At 40.8% G+C, this 15,810-nt stretch carries 16 protein-coding genes; 8 read left to right on the forward strand and 8 right to left on the reverse strand.

The window, feature by feature from the left end; translation table 11 throughout:
* Positions 1-303 precede the first annotated feature (303 nt).
* The 3 genes from ACMHKH_RS03960 to pilG form a co-directional block, all read right to left on the reverse strand.
* On the reverse strand, positions 304-837 hold the full coding sequence (locus ACMHKH_RS03960) for a chemotaxis protein CheW (RefSeq protein ID WP_413519364.1): 534 nt from the start codon (positions 835-837) through the stop codon (positions 304-306).
* Between the two features lie 3 nt (positions 838-840).
* Positions 841-1,203 carry a response regulator gene (locus ACMHKH_RS03965; protein ID WP_413519365.1) on the reverse strand — a complete coding sequence of 121 codons (363 nt, stop codon included), beginning with the start codon at positions 1,201-1,203 and terminating at the stop codon, positions 841-843.
* A gap of 157 nt (positions 1,204-1,360) precedes the next feature.
* Positions 1,361-1,738, reverse strand: coding sequence for a twitching motility response regulator PilG (gene pilG / locus ACMHKH_RS03970; protein ID WP_011514416.1), 378 nt, complete (start codon positions 1,736-1,738; stop codon positions 1,361-1,363).
* A gap of 741 nt (positions 1,739-2,479) precedes the next feature.
* Here pilG and ACMHKH_RS03975 point away from each other — a divergent pair.
* From ACMHKH_RS03975 to ACMHKH_RS04005, 7 genes are all read left to right on the forward strand, one after another.
* A complete protein-coding gene (locus ACMHKH_RS03975) occupies positions 2,480-3,574 on the forward strand; it encodes an HlyD family efflux transporter periplasmic adaptor subunit (RefSeq protein WP_413519366.1) in 1,095 nt (364 codons plus the stop codon).
* 273 nt (positions 3,575-3,847) lie between these two features.
* On the forward strand, positions 3,848-4,570 hold the full coding sequence (locus ACMHKH_RS03980) for a response regulator transcription factor (RefSeq protein ID WP_201561987.1): 723 nt from the start codon (positions 3,848-3,850) through the stop codon (positions 4,568-4,570).
* A gap of 168 nt (positions 4,571-4,738) precedes the next feature.
* Entirely contained in the window at positions 4,739-6,814 is a 2,076-nt protein-coding gene (locus ACMHKH_RS03985; protein WP_413519367.1) for an ATP-binding protein, read from the forward strand.
* Positions 6,815-7,144: 330 nt separating this feature from the next.
* Positions 7,145-7,915 (forward strand): methionine ABC transporter ATP-binding protein, encoded by a 771-nt coding sequence (locus ACMHKH_RS03990; RefSeq protein WP_413519368.1) that lies wholly within the window; start codon positions 7,145-7,147, stop codon positions 7,913-7,915.
* Between the two features lie 19 nt (positions 7,916-7,934).
* The gene (locus ACMHKH_RS03995) at positions 7,935-8,621 is read left to right on the forward strand and encodes a methionine ABC transporter permease (protein WP_413519369.1); all 687 of its coding nucleotides are present in this window, start codon (positions 7,935-7,937) and stop codon (positions 8,619-8,621) included.
* Positions 8,622-8,884: 263 nt separating this feature from the next.
* On the forward strand, positions 8,885-9,850 hold the full coding sequence (locus tag ACMHKH_RS04000) for a MetQ/NlpA family ABC transporter substrate-binding protein (RefSeq protein WP_413519370.1): 966 nt from the start codon (positions 8,885-8,887) through the stop codon (positions 9,848-9,850).
* Between the two features lie 356 nt (positions 9,851-10,206).
* A complete protein-coding gene (locus ACMHKH_RS04005; RefSeq protein ID WP_413519371.1) occupies positions 10,207-11,055 on the forward strand; it encodes an aldo/keto reductase in 849 nt (282 codons plus the stop codon).
* 116 nt (positions 11,056-11,171) lie between these two features.
* Here ACMHKH_RS04005 and ccmE read toward each other — a convergent pair whose 3' ends face one another.
* From ccmE to ccmA, 5 genes are all read right to left on the reverse strand, one after another.
* Complete coding sequence (gene ccmE, locus ACMHKH_RS04010; RefSeq protein ID WP_413519372.1) at positions 11,172-11,672, reverse strand: cytochrome c maturation protein CcmE; 501 nt, start codon at positions 11,670-11,672, stop codon at positions 11,172-11,174.
* 241 nt (positions 11,673-11,913) lie between these two features.
* On the reverse strand, positions 11,914-12,138 hold the full coding sequence (ccmD, locus tag ACMHKH_RS04015) for a heme exporter protein CcmD (RefSeq protein ID WP_413519373.1): 225 nt from the start codon (positions 12,136-12,138) through the stop codon (positions 11,914-11,916).
* A 32-nt stretch (positions 12,139-12,170) separates the two neighbouring features.
* Positions 12,171-12,959, reverse strand: a complete 789-nt coding sequence (ccmC, locus tag ACMHKH_RS04020; protein ID WP_413519374.1) for a heme ABC transporter permease CcmC — start codon at positions 12,957-12,959, stop codon at positions 12,171-12,173.
* A gap of 208 nt (positions 12,960-13,167) precedes the next feature.
* Positions 13,168-13,824 (reverse strand): heme exporter protein CcmB, encoded by a 657-nt coding sequence (locus ACMHKH_RS04025; RefSeq protein ID WP_413519403.1) that lies wholly within the window; start codon positions 13,822-13,824, stop codon positions 13,168-13,170.
* 139 nt (positions 13,825-13,963) lie between these two features.
* On the reverse strand, positions 13,964-14,593 hold the full coding sequence (gene ccmA / locus ACMHKH_RS04030; RefSeq protein ID WP_413519375.1) for a heme ABC exporter ATP-binding protein CcmA: 630 nt from the start codon (positions 14,591-14,593) through the stop codon (positions 13,964-13,966).
* A gap of 76 nt (positions 14,594-14,669) precedes the next feature.
* Between ccmA and ACMHKH_RS04035 the strand changes: the two genes are divergently transcribed.
* Positions 14,670-15,764, forward strand: a complete 1,095-nt coding sequence (locus tag ACMHKH_RS04035; protein WP_413519376.1) for a hypothetical protein — start codon at positions 14,670-14,672, stop codon at positions 15,762-15,764.
* Positions 15,765-15,810 lie beyond the last annotated feature (46 nt).

The following is a 15,810-nucleotide window of genomic DNA, read 5'->3' on the forward strand; positions in this document are numbered from 1 at the left end:
CATAGTCACTAGAGCGCAAACGCCTAGTAATAGCTTCCATTGACTGTCTGGGTTTGTCGTGGCTTTATTTACATTAGTTACAGGGTTGTTTATAACATCACTCATCGTAGCTATTCCTTTCAAACAATAGTCAAAGTCTTATCGTGACTGACTCTGAAATCATATTGTCATCAAAACAACAGTGATTCGCAAAGCCTATATGAATGCTGACAAACCACCGGATCATGTCAGCTATTATTTTTCTGTTGTCTTTTGACAAAAAATCGCCTGTCAAACATTAACGTTAACGTTTATGAGCGACAGCTATATTGCAGCATCGGTATACTGTAGATCCTGTGCCAGCAAGCTTGGCATAAAAACATACCAGTCTTGTTCGTCTTTTACAAACTTGCCATGGTTATAAGGGGCAAATGGCGAAATTGGCTCAATAGCTTCTGGGCGATACTGGTCTTCCGTAAACTGCTCGATCCCAAGCACTTGATCAACAATCAGTCCTGAAAACACATTATCGTGGTCAATTACCATCACCTTACGCTGACTCATTTGCGCTAAGCGACTCGGCGCTTGCAAAAATCGAGACATATCCGTTAACGGCAATAAACGCCCACGAATATTGGCGATACCAAGCATCCAAGGCTTTACTAAAGGCACGCTGGTATATTCTGGCATGGATAATACTTCAGCTATTTGACCCATTGGCGCAACCATACGTTGACCACCAATCTCAAATACCACCCCTTGCCAGTCAAACTCTTGTCCACCGCGGCGGCGTCCACTTTTACGTGAACGTGCCAAATCTGCTATACGCAGCAGCTCAATAAACCCTCTGGATGCCACAGGCTACTCCATTACTTTACGGATAATCTGAACCAAACCGCTTTCATCAATCGGCTTAGTAATATACTCTTTTGCGCCTTGACGCTTGCCCCACACCCGATCGGTTTCTTGATTTTTAGTGCTGATCATAATAATAGGAATATGAGCGGTCGTTTTGCCACGAGTAATTTTACGCGTTGCCTGAAAGCCATTCATCTCAGGCATTACTACATCCATCAAAATGACGTCTGGCAGATGTTCTATCGCCATTTGGCAGCCTTGTTCGCCGTTGATAGCTTCCAATACTTGATAATTATTTTTAGAAAGCATGTCACGAAATTTCGCCATTTCAGAGGGCGAATCGTCAATGACTAATACAGTAGTCATAGTTATTCCTTTATTTTTGATGAGATCCGCTAGGATATAGTGTTAAAAAACCGCTTGCAGCAATATCTTATACTGAACTAAATACATAATGCTGACGATAAAAACCAGCTAATGATATATCTAAGAGCCTTAATGGTTTCGTTGATTATGATTATTATTAGCGATACTGATTAATCGCCTCAAAAAGCTCATCTTTACTAAAGGGCTTGGTCAGATACTCGTCAGAACCGACAATACGTCCACGGGCTTTATCAAACAAACCATCTTTAGACGACAACATAATCACCGGCTTACTGGCATAATCGGGATTGTTTTTTATCAATGCACAAGTCTGATAACCATCCAAGCGTGGCATCATGATATCCACAAAAATAATATCCGGATTGTGATCCACAATCTTAGCCAAGGCATCAAACCCATCAATAGCTGTTACTACTTCACAGCCAGCTTTTTGTAACAAGGTTTCTGCAGTACGGCGAATGGTTTTTGAGTCATCAATTACCATCACTTTTAAACCATCAAAATTATTTTCCATTCTCATTATCCTATTAACGACTATTTATTCATCATGCTATTAATCGATACAAACCTTTAGGCTAAAATAATTGCTACCTATAATAGTGAGTGATTCATATCTATTGCAATGGCTCGTAAAGCATGGCATTGCTATGGGTCACTATACGCACTTTATGCTGAACTATCTTAGTAAAATGAGCGTTATACTAAGTTTTTTTACCGCATTATTATAGCTATATTGTCAGCACTCACCCATACCGTACAGTCATTTATTAATGTAGGCAGATTTCGTGATAAAAGACACCAGATAGCTGGTTTGCAAATACGCAGTTGCAGTCAATAATGCTTACGCTAGAAACCATTCAATTTTCATTCTCGTGAAGAATCTATCGCTCCAAAACTAAGCCCTTAAACCACAATGTAAATAAATAGTATGATTAGTAAATTAGATTTGCGTGATTATAGACATTATATAGAATTCGCCTTCATCTTACTGAAAAATTTAGCTTTGTAATAAAAATGTATCAATATATTTTGTTATGTTCGTTTTAGCACAGTTAACAATCCTTTTCCAGCAATTAGTAGATTTATGTTCAAATTACTTTTTGAAATTAGTCTCTTGAGCTTCATTATGCTTAAAGGAATATAAAGAAGATTTATGTATTTATTATTAATAAGCTATAGAGTAAATAGGGCGTAATTATTACACCTATCCCCAATTCGCTATATAATAAAAAAATCGTTTATAAGGGTGATTGGTATGCAGTTTTCTATATGCTCGAAGCGTTTTATACGTTCTATATTATTACAGGTTACGCCATTAAAAAAAAGCAGCTACCTATTAAGCGCCTTGCTTTTTATTGGCTGTCAACCAAACTCTCCTACTGAAGCGGTAACCAATAAAGATAATGAAACGGTCGAGATACCGCTTATTAGTGCCGATAGTGTCACCATCACACGCGATCATATTTTAAGTGTCAAGCCAACCCGCTATCAACCAAGTCTTGGTCTGCAAGGTCGTATTGAACCTATCAAGCAAATTAGCCTTGTCGCAGTTCAGCCAATAAAGGTAGAGAAAATACTGGTCAGTGAAAATCAATGGGTTAAAAAAGGCACGCCTTTACTGACTGTTCAAACTCAAACGCCGTCAAGTAAAACGATGGATTCAGATAAATTGGATAGTTTGAATAATATCGATAGTTCTAATAGCCCTGCAACCGAAACGAATACTATTAATAACCTGATAACACTACGTGCCAGTTTTTCAGGACGGGTAAAAAACCTATCCGTACAAGTCGGTCAACTAGTAGATGCTCAGACACCGTTATTAAAGTTAAGTGACGAGACGCAATTGCATTTTGTCTCAACGTTACCTGTTGAAGCGGAGTCACAAATATCTGTCGGTCAAACGGTTAACTTTACTGCCGAAGACAGAGTGGATACATTCACCGGTCAAGTTAGTAAAGTGCAAGCGATAAAACAACCGATACAGCTATTGGTGTATGTAAATGTGGTCAATAATGAAGTCAGCCGCAATCAAATAGTACCCGATATGCAAGTTACTGGTAGAGTTGATTACGGACAGATAGAGGTTGGTACGATTGTTCCAAAAAATGCTTTGCATAATGTCGATTTGACCCAGATCCAAGTGCCACCTTATAAACCTTTGCGCTCTTTGAGTGCCAATATTTGGATTATAGGACAGGATCAGCGCCTGATTTACCAGCCTATTGAAGTTATTGAGTACGATCCATTAACCAAACAGTATTTAATTGCCGGTATCACTAATGACAGTTTAATTTGTCTTGCGAACTTACCTATTGAATCTAAAGGTAAAAAAGTAGCGGTATCTTAACGACAGAGTCATACAGTTACATTATGTAGAAACATTAACAAAGCACGCCTTGTTTAATAACATCCTCTTTAGGCAATATAGCGTAGTATAAATAGTATTGATTGCGCTCCATTATCAGCAATTTCTTATTAAATATTATAAGAGCACGACTTATATTTCAGATGCTTGTCATAAAGCAGTTTGAAATACTTGAAAACTAAGGGCGGACTTCTCTTTTTTAAAATAAAAAGAGTAGCATATAGACCAAATATAACAACAACTAAAGGAAACATTATGAGTAAGCAGATTCTGTTAATTGAAGATGATCCAGATTTAGCCGAGTTAATCAGTGATTATTTGACCATGAATTATTATGATGTCCATCATGCAGGACTTGGTCAAGAAGGTCTTGATTTATTGGACACTAAAGAGCGTGATATTGATTTAGTGGTGCTTGATCTGATGCTACCCGATATGGACGGTATGCAGGTTTGCCAAAAGATACGTGGCAATAAAAACAACATGACCAATAAAGTGCCGATTATTATGTTGACGGCAAAAGGCGATACCACAGACCGTGTATTGGGTCTTGAAATGGGCGCCGATGATTATATCTCTAAACCTTTTGAGCCACGTGAACTACTCGCCCGTATTCGAGCGGTTATCCGTCGCCATGAGCAGCCAAATCAAGCAGATAGTCAGTCTGACAGCTTAACTTTTGGTCGTTTAAGCGTATTCCCTGACAGCCATGAAGTTACCATTGATGATCTGCCAGTACGCCTAACTACGCATCAGTTCCAGCTGCTGCATTACTTTGCCACTCATTCTGGCAAAGTATTGAACCGTGAGCAATTATGGCAAGCTATGCCAAATGATGACAGCTCGGACAATATTGATCGGGCTATTGACGTACATATCTCACGCCTACGTGCGTTGATTGAAGACAACCCACGTCAGCCAAAGCGTATCATTACCGTACGCGGGGTTGGCTATCAGTTTGCTACTGACCAAGTATAATTAGTCGCGTACTCTCAGTAAATAAACAGTCCAACAGATTTAAAAACGTGCATTAAAAGGGGTATCATACGTATGATAACCCCTTTTATGTTTGACCTGATAAAACCATATAATTGATTCAATTAAAAAAAGATACCGTGCTAATAATTTGATAATAGAGATGATTTAATGCAGCAATTGGGTTTTCGTTCCGTATTTGCCAAGTTATTTGCCAGTGTGATGTTGGCACTTATCTTGTTTGCTGTTGCGATGGTATTACTGACGCAGCTGGTACATGATAAAGATGCTGGTATCCGCTCAGAGGTTTTAGCGACGCAAATTTTGGGACAAATAGACCCTTTTTTACATGAGCTAAATATCGCAGTTAGCAAAGAAAATCGGTTACAGTCACGTTTTATGCTGGCGGTGGTCAAAAAAAGTTTTGATATCTTTGATGAATCACTGCAAGCAAAGATGGGCTTATACGACGGTGAAGGTCGCTTGCTGATGCAAACCGACAACAGCGATCTGCCATTAGAGCTTCCTGCCCCGCCTTCTTTATTTGCACGCGTTTTCCCCTCTTTTGCAGAAACTTCACCCACTAAGCAAGCTCAAGTTTATAGTAGTACAGGCTATACGTTACTGTATGAATCACGCTTGCCACCTAAAAAACCAGTACTATCTGCGGCACTCAATTTATTTACCGGTACGCTATTATTGCTTCTTATTATGGCAGGTGTACTTTGGTGGATTGCTCGTACCATCACGTGGCGTATCAATCAGATGAGCCAACAAATGGCTCAGCTTGGCGATGGCGACTTTACCGTACGAGTCAACGCCCGTGGTAATGATGAAATTGCCTCACTTGCACGCGGCTTTAACCAAGCAGCACAAAAGATTGAACACCTTATCGATGCCAATAACTTATTATTAGCACACGCATCACACGAGCTGCGTACACCCATCACCCGTATTCGCTTACAGATTGAGATGATGGATATGCTCACTAGCGGACTACCAAGTGACACCAAAGCTAAATTTGATAAGCGTGCCCAAGCTATTAATCGTGACCTCTCAGGTCTTAATGATTTGGTTGAGAGTATTTTATTAGTCAGCCGCTTAGATGCTGGTCATGCTCTACAGCAGGTTGAACATTTAGACTTATATGACTTGGTAAATCAAGAGCGCCAACATTATCCTGAAGCGACGTTGATTGGTGAGCATATCGTGATTGATGGTCAGTCATCGATGCTCACCCATTTAATTCGTAACCTCTTAACCAATGCTATGCTGCATGGTAAGCCACCGGTTACTGTACTGTTGTATGGCGTGCAAACCCTTGAAGAAGCTGAAAATATCCCAGATTTTTTACTGCAGACCGTATTATGTAGTAGTTTTGCCGACTATAACAGCTCAGATTTTGATTCTTATGAAGATACCTCTCAGGATATACATCAACTTGAACATCATGCGCATCAAGATAATGATTCACCAGATCTTGATGATGCAAGCATCGGCGCTCATCCAAAGCTAAAAGTAGATAGTAATCATACTGCTGCGCTATTGCCAGCGCCGTCTATTTTCAGAAATGGTGAAAACGTCATAATAGATGCGGATATTAGTACTGATGTTGACAATGTTATAAATCACGATAATGACAATAGTAGCGCTTTAAACCCATTACAGCCTGCTAGTACAAGCGATACCTTTGAAACAATGAATCAGTCTTCACTGCTTGCTAATTATCAAAGTTTTACCTCAGATTTAACCGATAAACTAAAGAAAGTCATATGGCGTCTAGTACCTGAAAAGCCAAAATTTTTAGAAAATACCAACTCTGATATTGAAGAAACTCTTGGTAGCAACGCCATTAACAGTACTATAGAAACTGCTAAAGACAATCTTAAAGAGAGCAATAAAGAAAACTCTGAAACTTCAAATATCACGCGTAAAGAAAGCTTATTTAGCAAACATCTCAAAAAAACCAAAACGGAACCAACACGTCCACTGCCCAAATATGTGGTGTTGGCAGTGGTTGATGAAGGTGACGGTATTCCTGAAAATAAACGCGAAGAAGTATTTAGTCCCTTTGTGCGTTTGCAGCAAAAAAATAAAGGCTCAGGTCTTGGTTTATCATTAGTTTCACAAATTGTCACCGCCCATCAAGGACGAATCACTACCGATACCATCAATGGTCATACACGGTTTTTGGTAGTGCTACCTGTCAAACTTGATCCTCACTATCATCATGATAATCGTGACTGATTTTATGCGCTTATATCATAAAGAAATTTTAGCAGTGCTATATCATAAGACCTATAAGGTTTTGGCGGGTATAGCACTCAATAAGTTAGAAAAATATATCTAATTAATATCCTACCTACTCTATTATGTATATCTTGATATTGACTAAGCTAAGTTCGAAGTCAATCACCAATGCCTGTATCAAAAACCTTGCATAATATGCTATATTAGCGCCCCTTATTCTGGGGTTATCAAATGTGGTTTTTAACTCAGCTGTCGAGTATTCCATAAGCAGCGAAAGAAAAAACTACTTTATAACCACTAAAACCTTTATTAAATTTTGAGCCTTCCATGAGTGACATGATTGTCTTAAACGATGTGACCAAGAGTTTTTTGAGTGACCGGTCTATAAAAGATAAAGACGGCAAGCCACATTGGTTTACGGCTGTCGAACCGACCTCATTAAACGTCAAGCAAGGCGAGATTTTTGGCTTGATGGGCTATTCAGGTGCGGGTAAATCAACGCTTTTACGCCTGATTAATTTGCTTGAGCGTCCTGATTCTGGACAAGTGATTGTTGATGGTGTCGATTTGACTACCTTGTCTGCCAGTGACTTGCGTATTGCCCGTCATAATATTGGTATGATTTTCCAGCAATTTAACTTAATGTCCAACCGTACCGTGTTTGATAATGTCGCTTTTAACTTAACAGTTGCAGGCTACTCTCGCGCCGATATTCATAAGCGGGTTATGGATTGTCTAGAAATCGTTGATTTAACCGACCGCGCCGGTCACTATCCTGCGCAGTTATCAGGTGGACAAAAACAGCGTGTTGGTATTGCCCGTGCGATTGCGCCAAGCCCAAAAGTGCTGCTTGCCGATGAGCCGACCAGTGCACTCGACCCTGCCACCACTCGCAGTTTATTAACCTGCTTACGTGATATCAATGAACAGCTTGGCGTCACCATCGTCATTGTAACCCATGAAATGAGCGTCATTCGCAGACTGTGTGACCGCGCAGCATTGTTACATCAAGGACAATTACTCGAAGTCGCAGACATACGCGACGGTCTCATTCAGGCCACCACCCCAATTGGCAAAGGCTTAGTCCACGAAGACTAGTGAGGCAGGAGAGATAAACATGATAACCGGTGTAGAATTATCCGCCTCGATAGACAAGCTACTCGTGCTGCGTAAAGAGATTTGGCAGGCGTTTTTAGATACTTTTATTATGCTGGGTATCTCAACCACAGTCGCCATTCTTATCGGCGGTCTGTTTGGCGTTTTCTTATTTTTATCCAGTGATCGGCAGTTTTTGCAGAATAAAACCCTTTATGGTGTGCTTGGCGCCATCACCAACTTTATGCGCGCTTTCCCGTTTGTGATTTTGATGATTGCAATGAGTCCCTTTACCAAAGCCATTGTCGGTACGGGTATTGGACCTATCGCTGCCTCGTTGGTACTGGCAATTGCTGGTTCATTTTATTTTGCACGTTTGGTCGAGCAAAACTTACGTGAAGTGCCGCGCGGTATTATTGAAGCGACCGAATCGATGGGCGCACGCCCCTTTACGATCATCAAAGTATTACTGAACGAAGCACGCTCTGGTTTGGTGTTATCCGTGACCATCCTTTGCATCAGCTTACTGTCTTTTTCAGCAGCCGCTGGTATGATTGGCGGTGGCGGTTTAGGTGACTTAGCGATTCGCTATGGTTACTATCGCTATCAAACTGAAGTCATGGTATTTATCGTCATTATGCTATCCATTATGGTGATTGGCATTCAAGCATTAGGTAACTGGATAGCAACTCGATTGGATAAGCGTTAAAAACCATTATTTCTTGGCTAATTAAAATGAGATATTAATCATTTCATAATGCTGGATATGCTTAATACTCAAGGTTTAATGCCGATTCATCCTAAGCGAATACTTGACTTTGTAACCGATTCCCTTTAATTTTGATACTATCTTAACACTCGTTAACTTAGCAGCATTACTATTCATAATGTTGCTTTTTTAATGCAGTCTTTTAATCCCGTTTTGATCTCAGTATTCTATCCCTTTATCCCTATCTCTATTAAGGAAGTTCCATGAAGTTAACAGATATCAGTCGTCAAGTAGCGACGGCATTTGCGGCCGTTGGCGTATCAGGTCTAGTATTAGTCGGTTGCAATAATTCATCAGCACCAGAAGCCACTAAAGAGCCAGTGACTGAAGGCGCAACCGAAACTACCGAAACCACTGCGACCAGTGATATCGATCCAGAACACAGTAAAATTATCATTGGTACGACTGAAGGCGATTTCGCTGATATGGTGCGCAACCAAGTAAAAGGTTCGCTTGAAGCACAAGGTTATGAAGTTGAGCTAGTAACGTTTACCGATTATGTTCGTCCAAACGTTGCGTTAGCAGATGGCGATTTAGATATCAATATTTTCCAACATAAGCCTTACCTAGATACATTCAAAAAAGAAAATAATCTTGATTTGGTCGAAGTTTTCCAAGTACCAACAGCGCCACTTGGTGTTTACTCAGGTAAGAAAACCAAAATCGATGAAGCCTTTAAAGGCATGAGTGTTTCTGCACCGAATGATCCAAGTAACTTTGCCCGTGCGTTAGTAATGATGAATGAGCTTAGCTGGATTACGCTAAAAGACAATATTGATCCATTGACTGCCTCAAAAGCTGATATCGCTGACAACAGCAAATACGATATCAAAATCGTTGAATTGGAAGCTGCGCAGTTACCTCGTGCGCGTGACGAAGTAGACTTTGCCATCATTAACGGTAACTACGCGACCGATTCAGGCATCAAGCTGACAGAGGCGCTATTTCAAGAGCCAAGCTTTGCTTATGTGAACTGGTCTGCCGTCAAAACTGCTGATAAAGATAAAAAATGGGTCAAAGACGTGACCAACGCTTATAACTCAGATGCCTTTAAAAAATATGCTCATGAGACTTTCCCTGGTTATAAATATCCAAAAATCTGGGGTGCTGACCATAGCGCTCACACAGATACTGCTGCTAAAGCAGCACCTGTAGAAGCTGCTAAATAATTAACATAGTCATGACAAGAGGTTAAACTTGAGACAACTTATTTAAATAAACAAGTCGTTTTGAGTAAAAATAAAAGCCCATTATTTATCAATAGTGGGCTTTTTTTGGCGTGTAGTTTAGCAATGATAAGCAAACAATAATCAAAATCACGTTACAGCCTGTTTGCCCTTTGTAGGAAAGCGTCACCTGCCCTTTCACTTATCTCGCCTTTTTTCTATAGTAGATGAGCTAATAGCGACCCAGTTAAATAATAAGCCAAACATCAGTTAGATAAACGACGGCTATTTTTACTATTAGCTATTTTTAAAATAACTGCTTTTAAAATCCATAAAATATCAATAACAAGGAAAATCTTATGCGGGCTAAAACTTATAATATCCGTACAGCAGGACAAGCAAACATTCCCGTGCTTGGACTTGGTACTTGGCAATCAACGGGACAAGACTGTATTGACGTCGTCAGTCAGGGATTAAAAATGGGCTACGAGCATATCGATACTGCCCAAGCTTATGGTAATGAGAAGGAAGTCGGTCAAGGTATCAAGCAATCAGGCGTAGCTCGCGATAAGTTCTTTTTAACCACAAAAATATTTCCTGATGACATGAAGTTTGAGCCAGAAAAGCTTGTTGCCGCAGCTAAACGCTCTTTAGAAAACTTAGATACTGATTACGTTGATTTACTACTATTACACTGGCCTGATGACCGTGTACCTTTATCAGAAACCATTCCTGCGTTATGTGAGCTACAAAAACAAGGGCTAACTCGTAATATTGGTGTTTCTAACTTTAATATCGCCAATATCATTGAAGCCAGAAAATACGCTGACATGCCTATAGTCGTCAACCAAGTCGAGTTTCATCCTTTTATCAAGCAAAACACCTTGCAGACCTTTTTAAATAACTATCATATTTTATTAGAAGCCTATTCGCCACTTGCACGCGGTGATGTATTCGATAATGAAGTTATGAAAGAAATCGCTGACCACCATGGTATCACCCCAGCTCAAGTATCATTAGCCTGGATTTTGTCCGATAAACATCGTATTGCTATTCCAAAGACGTCCAACCCTGACCACCTCCAAGGTAACTTAGATGCGATCAATGTACAATTGAGTGCTGATGAGATTGAGAAAATAAGCGGCTTAGCTCGTGCTGATGGACGTAAAATTAAGCATCCAGATTATTCGCCTGAATGGGATGATTAATAATTATTAGAGCATACTGAATAAAAAAAGCCAGTGATTAGATATCACTGGCTTTTTTATAATTCTCATTACTTAAGTGCTAATTTTACTACTTAACTCTGATCTATTGAGAAACCCTACTGTTGCAATGTCTTAGTTTCATGAATCTTTTCAGCAGGATTGTACTGCTCAGAAGATGGTACGGCACCGCTACGATTATTTTCTTTCATCGATTTAGCCACCTCTGGTGGCATATAGTTTTCGTCATGCTTTGCTAATACTTCGCCTGCGACAAAGGTATTGCCTTGCATTTTACCTGTAGCCACTACCCCTGAATTTTCAGCAAACAAATCTGGCAAAATACCTTGATAAGTCACTGGCACTGTCGATTCAAAGTCCGTAATAGCAAATTCAACATTTAATGGATTGTCTTCTGCTCGCTTTACGCTGCCTGCTACTACCATGCCACCTGCACGAATACGTTTGTCTTGCGGCGCTTCGCCTTTTGCAATGGCGGTAGCGTCAAAGTAATAGTCGGTCTGTTGTCCAATTGCATAAATAACCAACACTACGGCTATCGCTGCCCCTGCAAGCGTAAACATAACCCACATCAGTTTTTTGCGACGAACTGCGTTCATACTACTACCTCATTCATGAATCACTGTTTTACATACAGTCACGCTATAAAACAGAAAATATTAAACAAACTACCATTAGAAAAACGTTCTAATAATGTCTTTCTAATCGTACTCTTCTAATAGCTATATGATAGCATTTTTTGTATAAATCAATAAGCCCTACAATCACTGACAAGGTCATATATTTGTCAGTGATTGTAGGGCTTATTATGGGCTAAAGATATGATATTAAAATATTTTTCTAAGACGATTGCTTGGTGGCTGGATTAGGCGTTTTAGCGCCGCGCTGTGCTTGACGAGCTTGTTGAATAGTGAGTTGTTTTATCAAAGCTTGTCGTTGACGACGGCTATATAGGATAAAAACCAGCATCATGCCAATAGTAATTGCCCAGCATGACCAAACAAAAACACCATGCTCACCCATGGCGATAAATTCAGAAACGCTATAAAAGTAAGGTTGCATCATATTTTCCTAACCATTATTTGGTTTGTCGACGTTTATTTGGCTTGCCCGCGAATGTATTCTTTCACCCACGCTTTACCTTGATCACGATACAAAATTAGCGTGTTCGTACGATAAATCGCTAATGTTGCGACTAGTAAATAGCTACCGATAATCATCAATAACAATGGCATCCACATATCTGCTGACATTTTTGGTGCGGCAGTTAAAGTAAAAGTCGAGCCTTGATGTAAGGTATTCCACCACTGTACTGAATACTTGATAATAGGTAGGTTGACAGCACCTACGATGGATAAAATAGCCGCCGCCTTACCACGATTGGCGGTGTGTTCGAAAGCGGCAAACAATGCCATGACACCCGCATATAAAAACGCTAAAATCAGCATCGACGTTAAGCGTGCATCCCAAACCCAATAGGTACCCCAAGTCGGTTTCGCCCAAATAGAACCCGTCAGCAAGCTAATGACGCACAATAAAAACCCTAGAGGGGCAAGTGCTTGCGCCACAAGGCTTGCTGTCTTAATTTTCCAGACTAAATAAATAACTCCAAGTACCGCTAAGGAGAAATAGATTGAAATAGCTAGACTCGCCGCTGGTACATGGATAAAGATAATACGGTAGCTGTTACCTTGCAAATAATCGGGCGGCGCAAAAGCCAAACCCCAAACACTGCCTATAAGCAGGCAAAGGCTCGCCAGTATCGCCAGCCACTTGACCCAAGGCGAGAAGATACGAAAGAACTCCTTGGTGCCCACTGTGGTCAAGAAAACTTGCCAAATGCGTTGCCACAGGCTAGGAGATGAGACATTATTCAGGTTGGGCATGGACATAAACCTATTGCGCAGCTGGTGGTTATCGAGTAAAACGCATGATTCATAAAACTATCTGCTAACCTACTGGCGTTAAACGCTGGATAGAATCTACACGTGACTGTTTGTTTAATAGCCTATTATAGCAAAGTTGCTCGTTTTCATCATGTTGTTAATATAAAAGGCTTTAATAACAGAATGAACAATCTGCCATTATGATTTGTTAATTGAGCCACGACATTTTTAGCGTCAGGGCAATCACCCATGGCATCACTAAAACTGAAATAATACTGCCTGCCAGCAACAACGCCAAAATAGGCAAGCCGTTAAGACCCGTGGCAAATAAATCGACCGCACCGGTGGCAAAAATCAATACCGGCAACTGCATTGGCAAAGCGATTAAAGGCACGAGAACCGCGCCATTCTTTAATGATAGCGTCAAACTACTCGCAACCGCTGATAGCATTAGTAGAATCGGGCTGCCGGCTACAATCGATGCCATCAATATCCACGCCTCAAACCAGCTTAGCTGAAATAAAGGTACAGCGAGCAAACTTAATGCTGCCACAATACCGCTACTAAAAATCCAATGAATCACCAAACGAATCAGCACCCATAAGGGCAGCGAGGCTTTAGCGACGACCAATTGTGCTAAGGTGCCATTATCAAGCGCGGGCTTGAATAAACCATCGACACCCATTACCAATGATAATAAAGCGGCAATCCATACCGCCGATACACCAAGGCGTTGCAATAATGCAGGCTCACTACCAACCGCTAGCGGAAATAAGGTAATAATGACTAAAAACAATATCAGTGGATACAACCACTGCACTGCCCCTTGCTGCTTGACTTGCCATTCACGGCGCCAAAGCTGCATAAAACTGATGCCACGCACAGTAGCTGTATTAGCATTTGAGCTGGTATTCACGGTTTGTACCTGAGTATGGGACTCTGTCATTTATTAACTCTTCCACTGATGCTTGTCGCATTTATACTGACAATGATACTGATAGCGTTTATACCATGTAATCGGATAAATCGAGCACTTTATTGGCAACACCCACCGCTTGGTGACTGGTCATTAGTATCGCACCGCCTTCATGGGCAAAATCACGTAATCTGTCTTCCATGCGTGCAACCATATCGACATCAAGCGCGGTAAATGGCTCATCAAGTAACCATAATGGCGTTACTTCAGGCGTCAATAAATATAAGCGTGCAAGAGTAATTCGCCGAGTTTGACCGGCAGATAAATGACTTGAGCTGATGGTTTCAAAGCCTTGTAACCCTACCCAAGTAAGGGCGTTATCAATATCAGCAGCGTTTGGCGAGATACCATATAAATTGAGCAAAAAGGTCAGGTTTTGAGCAACGGTCAGATTAGGATGAATACCCAATTGATGCGAGACATACAAAGGCTGAATAGGTAAACTGACTGACCCTTGATAGTAAGTCTCGCCTGTTAGCACCGGCAATAATCCAGCCAGTTGCATGAGTAACGTCGTCTTACCAGTACCATTAGCACCAACTAAATGGCAAATACTGCCTGCAGGTAAATTGAGCGTCACCCCTTCACATAAAGGCGTTTCACCACGCTGAACGGTCAGCTCATCAAGCGCAAGTAAGGCGGTATTCAGAGCCGTCATCGAAACCTCTCATTATTTATTAAGCAACAGTCAATATTCATCACAAACAAAGACGATGTTCATGGCATAATACTTTATGCTTACCACAACCACACAGTATAACAAATTGTCGATTACTATGACCTCAAAACCTATGCAGACTTCAAAAGATATCCAAAACTCAGACCAGCACATGTTAACCATAAACAGCTTAATCGATGCGCAAGTCACTTTTATGCAGCAATGGTTACGTAAGCAAGCCGAACCGCTTAGTTTCGAAGCCTGGCACTGGTTTGCCGATCAGCCACTCAGTAAGTATGTCAGTGCCGAGAACTTGCAGCATCTGATTAATGACTGGCTATTGAATCACCCACTAAGCGAGGTAGTGCGTAGCGATATCCGCGATATCTTGCATACTATTATCTATCATCCAGTCAATGACAATGTCCCTTTATCGGAACTGGTCGATGACACACAAGTTGAGATTCTTGCCAGCTATATTGGCAGTCATGAGCAGCAGCGCAATATATTGATTCATACGCTGGTCGGTAACGAAACTTTCGCAGATTTACTGACCCAAACGCTTTATCATGCCATCAATGATTTCATGGAAACTACACTAGACAAAGCAGGCGGTGTTGGTAAACTCATGAAGCTTGGGCGCAGCTCGTTTGAAAAAGCAACCAACAGAAACCTTGATGAAAAACTGCAGGCGTATCTACATCGCAATATTAAAGATTTGGCACATCGAGCAGAAGCCAACGCGCAAGAACACTTATCAAATGAAGAAGTCGCACGCTTACTCATAACAGGTTGGGCACGAATTAAAGAGCAACCGATTAGCGAGATCCAAACCTATTTACGGGATGAGCCGAACGATAGCAGCATTGAGCATATCGAAGCCAGTATCCAACAAAGCTATAACCGACTGCGCCTATCACCCTATTTGCATAACTTAGTGGCGGCGAGCGTTGATACTTGGTATCGCAATCATCAATCCGATACTATTGCTTGCGTAGCAGCAAGCTTATATATTGATGAACAGGTAATGACGCAATTAAATACGGCGCTCTTACCTATCGTATATGATGCCCTTGAAAGCCAATGGTTGACGGCGCATCTGCATGAAATGCTACAAGAGTTTTATAGCCAGCCCAATATCAAAAACATTTTTAATTTTAACGACCAGTAATTTTTTAACTACTTGTTTATGCGTATTTTTTATTAACTCTTATTAT

Source organism: Psychrobacter glacincola, from assembly GCF_965118485.1.
Classification (GTDB): Bacteria; Pseudomonadota; Gammaproteobacteria; order Pseudomonadales; family Moraxellaceae; genus Psychrobacter; species Psychrobacter glacincola_D.

Excerpts from the sequence above, each read along its gene's own strand:
- ACMHKH_RS03965 (WP_413519365.1), bottom strand. The coding sequence starts at position 1,203 with ATGACTACTGTATTAGTCATTGACGATTCGCCCTCTGAAATGGCGAAA.
- pilG (WP_011514416.1), bottom strand. The coding sequence starts at position 1,738 with ATGGAAAATAATTTTGATGGTTTAAAAGTGATGGTAATTGATGACTCA.
- ACMHKH_RS03975 (WP_413519366.1), top strand. The coding sequence starts at position 2,480 with ATGCAGTTTTCTATATGCTCGAAGCGTTTTATACGTTCTATATTATTA.
- ACMHKH_RS03980 (WP_201561987.1), top strand. The coding sequence starts at position 3,848 with ATGAGTAAGCAGATTCTGTTAATTGAAGATGATCCAGATTTAGCCGAG.
- ACMHKH_RS03985 (WP_413519367.1), top strand. The coding sequence starts at position 4,739 with ATGCAGCAATTGGGTTTTCGTTCCGTATTTGCCAAGTTATTTGCCAGT.
- ACMHKH_RS03990 (WP_413519368.1), top strand. The coding sequence starts at position 7,145 with ATGAGTGACATGATTGTCTTAAACGATGTGACCAAGAGTTTTTTGAGT.
- ACMHKH_RS03995 (WP_413519369.1), top strand. The coding sequence starts at position 7,935 with ATGATAACCGGTGTAGAATTATCCGCCTCGATAGACAAGCTACTCGTG.
- ACMHKH_RS04000 (WP_413519370.1), top strand. The coding sequence starts at position 8,885 with ATGAAGTTAACAGATATCAGTCGTCAAGTAGCGACGGCATTTGCGGCC.
- ACMHKH_RS04005 (WP_413519371.1), top strand. The coding sequence starts at position 10,207 with ATGCGGGCTAAAACTTATAATATCCGTACAGCAGGACAAGCAAACATT.
- ccmE (WP_413519372.1), bottom strand. The coding sequence starts at position 11,672 with ATGAACGCAGTTCGTCGCAAAAAACTGATGTGGGTTATGTTTACGCTT.
- ccmD (WP_413519373.1), bottom strand. The coding sequence starts at position 12,138 with ATGATGCAACCTTACTTTTATAGCGTTTCTGAATTTATCGCCATGGGT.
- ccmC (WP_413519374.1), bottom strand. The coding sequence starts at position 12,959 with ATGCCCAACCTGAATAATGTCTCATCTCCTAGCCTGTGGCAACGCATT.
- ACMHKH_RS04025 (WP_413519403.1), bottom strand. The coding sequence starts at position 13,824 with ATGCAGCTTTGGCGCCGTGAATGGCAAGTCAAGCAGCAAGGGGCAGTG.
- ccmA (WP_413519375.1), bottom strand. The coding sequence starts at position 14,593 with ATGACGGCTCTGAATACCGCCTTACTTGCGCTTGATGAGCTGACCGTT.
- ACMHKH_RS04035 (WP_413519376.1), top strand. The coding sequence starts at position 14,670 with ATGCTTACCACAACCACACAGTATAACAAATTGTCGATTACTATGACC.